Source organism: Trichocoleus sp. Lan, assembly GCF_039961855.1.
In the GTDB taxonomy this organism is placed as follows: domain Bacteria; phylum Cyanobacteriota; class Cyanobacteriia; order Cyanobacteriales; family FACHB-T130; genus FACHB-T130.
Genome location: NZ_JAMPKA010000001.1, coordinates 368,959 through 375,401 on the forward strand (window position 1 = coordinate 368,959; position 6,443 = coordinate 375,401).

Below are 6,443 nucleotides of genomic sequence, written 5' to 3' on the forward strand. Positions count from 1 at the left end.
CAAACCTCAGTGGTAGTTGCTCAATTCCCAAAAAACAGCAGCGAAAACCCACTTAAGTATAGGAGCAGAATTAAAAAACTCTCGAAGCTAATATTTCCAATTCCATGTGTTTCCCGCCGTAACAAGCCCAAAACTAGAATGACGGTCATCAGGATCGTCAACGCGATCGCAAAAATCTGAGGCTGTGCCAAAGCATGATAAATCGAACCCTGCCGATAAGCAAAGTCAGAGAACGCCACCAGCATCACATCGAAGCTATTTCCCCCGATAACGCCACTCACCGCAAGCGTCAGCGCCCCTCGTCGCACCGCCGCGATGGTTGTTACCAGTTCCGGTAGGGCAGTTGACAAAGCGGTAAAAAGCCCTCCTACCATCGTTTCAGAAAGACCGCTGTGCATAGAGATCGAGATTCCAGCTTCCGCCACAAAATAACCGGCACCGGCAAGCAGCCCCGCCAGCAAAGCGAACCTTAACCACAACACAGTCAATTTAGTACCCTCGGAATTATCTGCCTCCGGTTCGTCAACTTGCGTTTCCGCAGTCCGCCGAGGCCACCACATGGGCGTAGTTTGAGCCTCTGCCGCCAAACGTAAGCCAAAGATATAAGCGGCTGGGATAAGGAACGAGGCGGGATGAATTCCAAAAAAACTGACATCTGGCCCAGACATTGCCATCAGAGGAATTGCTAATAAAGCAACCAGAAGTGTTGCCTGCATCAGATTTGGCACGGAGGCAGCTGCGTGTGTCAGGTTGGCTTTCCCATAGGCAAGATCGGCAATGCTAAGAAATGCTGTTTGGGCAGCAATCCCTCCTAAAGCACTACTGATGGCAAGTTCGGCGTGACCTCCGGCAGCGGCGGTGACAGAGGTAACAATGCCTGCTAATGAGGTGCTACCGCCGAGGAACAAGGCACCCATCAGTGCTTCTCCAAGACCCGTTTCATCCGCTAGACGATCCGCTGTGCTTGCCATCATCGTTCCTACAACGGCAATCACCGCAGCAGCGATAAAAAAAACACTAATACTCAGGGTTAAGGAATCAAACACATCCACCTACTATGGTTCGGTTAATTTTTTCAATGCAAAATATTTGATTGCCCCAAGCAGAGTTTCTAAGGGGAAAATTTCTCCACCCTTTTGCAAAGGAGGGAAATTGGCTTATAGCAATGTTTTCCAGAGGGTTGCAGGATCTCCCAATCCGGAAAAGCAGACCGTATTGTGTTTAGGGATATCTCCTCTAGAGTTTTGGGTTTTTGGGTATCTAACCCGAACTGTATTGGTATATCCACCGCTTTTGTCTGCTATTTATTGTCAAAGTAAGCACCCTGAGAATGGCTACCTAAGCTTCATTATTCCTTGCACAGCTTGTCAGGTGCCTGTACTAGAAGTCAGATTCAGCAAAAATTTCTTTTGGAGCGATCGCTCTTTTTGTATGCTCCTATACACGGCTTCTCGCGTTTCTTAGCGCTCGCTACAACAATCAGCAAAGCGACAGCGCGACACATCTAAAATAGCGAGTGTGATTCTACAACAGAAGAAGCCAGCATGAAACGCGATCGCATTGCACCCGGACCCGGTCAAGAGTCAGTCTGGGATTACCCTCGTCCCCCGCGTCTTGAGGAATCATCCAAGCACATCCAGATCGTCTTCAACGGCGTCACAATTGTTGATACTCAGCGGGCAAAGCGCGTACTAGAAACCAGTCACCCGCCTGTCTACTACATTCCTCCCCTAGATATCAAAATGGAATATCTAGTGCGAACTCTTCAGGAATCGTTTTGTGAATGGAAGGGAGGCGCTTTCTACTACACAGTCGTTGTCAGTGACAAACAGGCACCGAATGCCGCTTGGGGTTATCCCAATCCCACACCAAACTTCGCCAGCATCAAGAACTATCTCGCTTTCTATCCCCAGATGATGGATGTTTGTTCGGTCGATGGAGAACAAGTGCAGCCGCAACCTGGAGGTTTCTACGGCGGTTGGATCACCAGCGATATTGTTGGCCCGTTCAAAGGTGAGCCAGGAACCTGGGGCTGGTAGTATTTTCCAGGGGTGTACACCAGATGTACAAGATGTACACCCCTACTCTGCCTAGAACTCATTTAAGAAAATCCGGTCAATCCTTGGCATTGCCGTCTCTTCCACCATCGTTCTGGCGTGCGTTCCGGGTCTTCATCCTCAAAATAGGTCGGGACGCTACTCTCCGTAAGCGGGAGGTTTTGATTATTAAGAGTGGAATCCTCTGCTGACCCGTTTTTGTCGAGGTTACAGAAGAGTGGCGAATCGACAGAGGCGGCGTCAGTCTCATCCGATCGGTTCTCTATTTTTGCAGAGGTGGCATCAGGTTTATTGCCAAAACTTCTCAGATCGTAAGTAGCCGAATTGTTAGGGAATGGCATTGTTTTATAACCGCTGAATAAACTAAATTTGAAACTTTTAAACAGAAAGATGTTCTACTTTGGAGTATAGCTTATTGAAAATTAATTTCAATAAGTTTTGTGACTTAAAGCTAGAGAAAGCCGCTGCTATATCCTCAGCCGTTCTAGCGAGCAGTGTTTGCGACAGAAAGAGAAATTACAAAGAATATCTTCTTGCACGCGATCGCATAATTCAGTTATCGTGGGAAGCCCTTCTTGGTCTAGAATGCGCTTGTCGAGAAGGGTATTCTTAAATCATGGCAAATCAACAGTGTCCGATTCCCGTTGTCGTCAACGGTGCGGCTGGAAAAATGGGTCGCGAAGTCGTCAAAGCCGTTGCTCAAGCAGACGATATGACTTTGCTGGGGGCAATCGATCGCTCTTTGGAATACCAGGGTCAAGACGTTGGAGAAGTGGCGGGTTGCGAACCCTTGGAAGTTCCCATTGTCAGTGACTTACAAGGGATGCTGGTGCTAGCGACCCAGGAAAAACAACAGGGCGTTATGGTTGATTTTACTCATCCTGACTCAGTTTATGAAAATGTGCGGACTGCGATCGCTTACGGCATCCGACCTGTCGTTGGCACAACTGGACTTAGCCCGCAGCAAATCCAAGAGCTTGCTGAATTTGCCGACAAAGCCAGCACGGGTGCCCTGATTATCCCCAACTTTTCCATTGGCATGGTGTTACTACAGCAGGCAGCTGTCCAGGCGTCCCAATACTTTGACCACGTTGAAATTATCGAGTTACACCACAACCAAAAAGCCGACGCTCCTAGCGGTACCGCCCTTCAAACTGCCCAGATGTTAGGCGAACTGGGTAAAACCTACAATCCACCGACGGTAAAAGAAACTGAAAAACTACCCGGTGCTAGAGGTAGCCAAGCCGATGAGGGGATTCGCATCCACAGCGTTCGCTTACCCGGTCTCATCGCTCACCAAGAAGTGATGTTTGGGGCACCGGGTCAAATTTATACCCTACGCCACGATACTTCAGATAGGTCTTGCTATATGCCTGGTGTTCTTCTCGCCATCCGCAAAGTTATCCAGCTCAAATCCCTAGTCTATGGGTTAGAAAAGATACTATAAGTGGCTAATCCCTAATCGAAGGAGCGAAGGATTGCTCTTAAACAATTAGCCATCCTTCAATTAGCAATTCGCTTTTGAACAATATGTTAGTCCCATTAACGCGCAAGAAATTTGAAGACTTGATTCCCCAGATTGCCACTGGCCCGCAGTATGCGTACTGCTGGGGCAAGTTCCCAGACTTTTTAAAGCGATTGCTAATTTCTGTAGTAGCTGTGGTGGTGGTTTTACTCGTCGGCAAGTTTTTGCTGGGCGAGGATCTGAGCGCGATCACCTTTTTTCTGGGAATTATTGCGGGTCTTTACTGGTTGTGGGCACCCGTCTATTGGGCGAGTCTCCGGAATGCTTCTTATCGCCGCTACGCCTACAGTGGATTCTGGCGGGGTGAAGTCGTGGATATCTTTGTTTCTGAAGAGTTGATTGGCGAAGAGCAAACCGTCAACAATCGCGGGCAACTGGTGATTGTTGAAAACCGAGAGCGTCGGTTGAACATCGAAGTTGGGGATGAAACCGGATTTACGACCCAGATGCAAGTACCGCTTCGCCGCATCCATAAAGCAGTTAAACCCGGTCAAGTTGCTGAGATGGTCGTGCTGTCCAATCAAAAAGACTTGGGTCGGATTGCCAAGGTGACAGACATTTATATTCCCAGTCAGAATCTCTGGGTGAGTGACTATCCTTATCTGCGGCGAGACTTTTTTGAGGATGTCAGCCGTCAGTTAGGAGACAATGACGATGTTTCCTATCCTGAAGACCGTACTCCTAAGCGTAGGCGATCGCGTCGCCCTTGAATCGAGAACCGGCTAATGGCTAATGCCCCGCCTCCCTGCCCTTAGCCGACACCATTCGTATCCTGCCCATAAGCTTGCCATGCCAAGTCAACTAAACCATTGACAATCGCCGCTGCCACCACCGCACTCCCTTTGCGTCCATCAATTCGGATGTGAGAAACTAGCGAATCATTTAGCCGTTCCTTGGCAACATCCACATCCACAAATCCCGAAGGCGTGCCAATCACCAATGCTGGTCGAATTTCTTCTGCCTCAATTAGCTCGACCAGGGAAATGAGAGCCGTCTGAGCCTGACCTACCACAAAAATTCCTTCTGGATAGCGTCTAGCGAGGGTTTCAATTCCCCAGGCAGCGCGGCTTTTGTCTTTTTGAGGCCGCGTCAAGGCTTCCATACTGCAATACACCGGATTAGCAAAAGTACTTTGGATCGTGGGGCTAATGCCGACTTGTACCATTGGTACATCTACCACAATGGTGCTACGAGCTGCCAAAGCGGCTGCGCCAGCTTGGAGTGCCCTCTCAGAAAAGCGAATTAAAGACCGATATTCAAAGTCAGCGGTTGCGTAAATGACTCGACGCACAATCTCAAATTCCGCTGGTGAGAAGATGTGGTCGCCAATTTCTCGGTCAATGATTGCCAAACTTTGGGCATCCGTTACGTGCCATTCCATAGCGATTCGCTTTCAGCTTTTAGCTATCAGCTTACCAGCTAGCAGTCCGAAATGATTTTTGAAAACCAAAAGAGTGTTATTAAACGACAAAGAAATAAAGGAAGAGAAAGAAGATAAAAAGATGTTATGAAATCTTCTTGCTGTATGCAGGTATGTTTAGCAATTCGTTAAAAAAATCTGACAAATCAAATAGGATTGCGATATCAGCTTTTTCTGGGCAAGAGGTGTGAGGGGATGCCTCTTGCCTCTTGCCCTCATTCTCTGGCAAAGCCTGGAAATATTCTAGCCGCTGACGGATTTTTTCAAGTTTCCGGAGCCGAAGACTGAACGATCATTGGTGATAGGTAAGCGACTAAAGCACCGATGAAAAAACCGGCGAAGTTGCGAAACAGGGGCAACCACTCCGAGGTGCGAGTGACAACGGGGCCGAGACCAAAAGCAATGAATAGAATTCCCCACAAGGGAGAGAATATTAAAGCCCACTGCCATGCAAAAATTTGTCCCTCTTTGCGGGGTACAGCGGCAAAGCCGCAGATAATTCCGCCCACAATGGAGGTAATTAGAGTGAGAATCCACTGTTCTCTGGGCAGTCCGGGTACAACCCGGCAACCGCCCTGACGCAGACAGGTTTGAATGGTTTCTAATGATTGAATGATGGCTTGGTCTTCGCCATTTTCGCGCACGAAGTAGAGATTGCCGAAGCGCGTTTGCAACTCAATCCAGAAGGTACGGGGCATGAGTTTATAAGCGTCATCGCCTACATTAAAATTGAGAATATTACCGCCGCGTTGGTCGGCAACCAGCAACACGCTTTTATTATCCAAGCTCCAATAATCTTTTAAGGCAAGACCAGGGGTGCGGTCGTATTGAGTTAATACCCGCAGCTTCCAACCTGTTTCTGCTTCAAAACTCTCTATGTTTTTGACCAATCCCTCTTCCTGAATATTTGTCAAGGCTTTGGCTAAGTCAATGATTGGGGTAGGAGTCTCCGGCAGTAAGTCGGGATTGTTATAGGCGTGAGCAACGGGAGCGATCGCCCAAATGGACAAAGCCAGGAAAAATGCGACTAAAGATGCCACAATTCGTTGTTTAGGAAGAGGCTTCATTGGCAGTTCGGTTTCTTTAAAAGCGAATGGGTTAGGTAAACTAATATTTCTTTACACTTGTTTACCATATTTTAATACAAGGAGTCTCTAGGGGTATCTATTCAGGAGGGGAGAGGGAAAAGGACTAAGGATAAGGACTGAGGGCTGAGGGAAAAGGGGAGAGGGAAGAGAAAAAAGGGGTGATTCCATGCCAGCTTTGATGTTGCATGGAATCACCCCTGACTCTTGTGCTGCTCTGGTGCGATGTCTACTGCACTAACTAACCTGAGTTCGGGATAAGGAAGGGGCAAAACAGGTAGGGTGAAAGTGCTAACTTCTCATCCATCTGAATTACCCCATGCTTAGTCTAGAAGAACTATTTTGCTGTGTCGACG

Annotated in this window: 7 protein-coding genes; 3 read left to right on the forward strand and 4 right to left on the reverse strand. The window is 48.1% G+C overall.

Annotated features, from left to right (window positions below; translation table 11 throughout):
* Positions 1 to 20: 20 nt before the first annotated feature.
* Positions 21 to 1,046, reverse strand: coding sequence for a sodium:calcium antiporter (locus NDA03_RS01545; RefSeq protein WP_190413023.1), 1,026 nt, complete (start codon positions 1,044 to 1,046; stop codon positions 21 to 23).
* A gap of 498 nt (positions 1,047 to 1,544) precedes the next feature.
* Here NDA03_RS01545 and NDA03_RS01550 point away from each other — a divergent pair, with 498 nt between their 5' ends.
* Positions 1,545 to 2,039: a DUF427 domain-containing protein gene (locus tag NDA03_RS01550; RefSeq protein ID WP_190429582.1), complete on the forward strand. Its 495-nt coding sequence runs from the start codon at positions 1,545 to 1,547 to the stop codon at positions 2,037 to 2,039.
* A 62-nt stretch (positions 2,040 to 2,101) separates the two neighbouring features.
* Here the strand turns inward: NDA03_RS01550 and NDA03_RS01555 are convergent, their stop codons facing one another.
* A complete protein-coding gene (locus tag NDA03_RS01555) occupies positions 2,102 to 2,398 on the reverse strand; it encodes a hypothetical protein (protein ID WP_190438537.1) in 297 nt (98 codons plus the stop codon).
* A gap of 275 nt (positions 2,399 to 2,673) precedes the next feature.
* On the opposite strand from NDA03_RS01555, the gene dapB reads away from it, so the two are divergent.
* Both dapB and NDA03_RS01565 read left to right on the forward strand, forming a co-directional pair.
* Positions 2,674 to 3,504, forward strand: a complete 831-nt coding sequence (gene dapB / locus NDA03_RS01560) for a 4-hydroxy-tetrahydrodipicolinate reductase (protein WP_190536636.1) — start codon at positions 2,674 to 2,676, stop codon at positions 3,502 to 3,504.
* Between the two features lie 83 nt (positions 3,505 to 3,587).
* Positions 3,588 to 4,292, forward strand: coding sequence for a phosphate ABC transporter permease (locus NDA03_RS01565; protein ID WP_190413019.1), 705 nt, complete (start codon positions 3,588 to 3,590; stop codon positions 4,290 to 4,292).
* Positions 4,293 to 4,333: 41 nt separating this feature from the next.
* Here NDA03_RS01565 and NDA03_RS01570 read toward each other — a convergent pair whose 3' ends face one another.
* Together NDA03_RS01570 and NDA03_RS01575 are read right to left on the reverse strand one after the other, a co-directional pair.
* The gene (locus NDA03_RS01570) at positions 4,334 to 4,963 is read right to left on the reverse strand and encodes a precorrin-8X methylmutase (RefSeq protein WP_190413018.1); all 630 of its coding nucleotides are present in this window, start codon (positions 4,961 to 4,963) and stop codon (positions 4,334 to 4,336) included.
* A 302-nt stretch (positions 4,964 to 5,265) separates the two neighbouring features.
* Positions 5,266 to 6,069 (reverse strand): TPM domain-containing protein, encoded by an 804-nt coding sequence (locus NDA03_RS01575; protein ID WP_190413017.1) that lies wholly within the window; start codon positions 6,067 to 6,069, stop codon positions 5,266 to 5,268.
* Positions 6,070 to 6,443 lie beyond the last annotated feature (374 nt).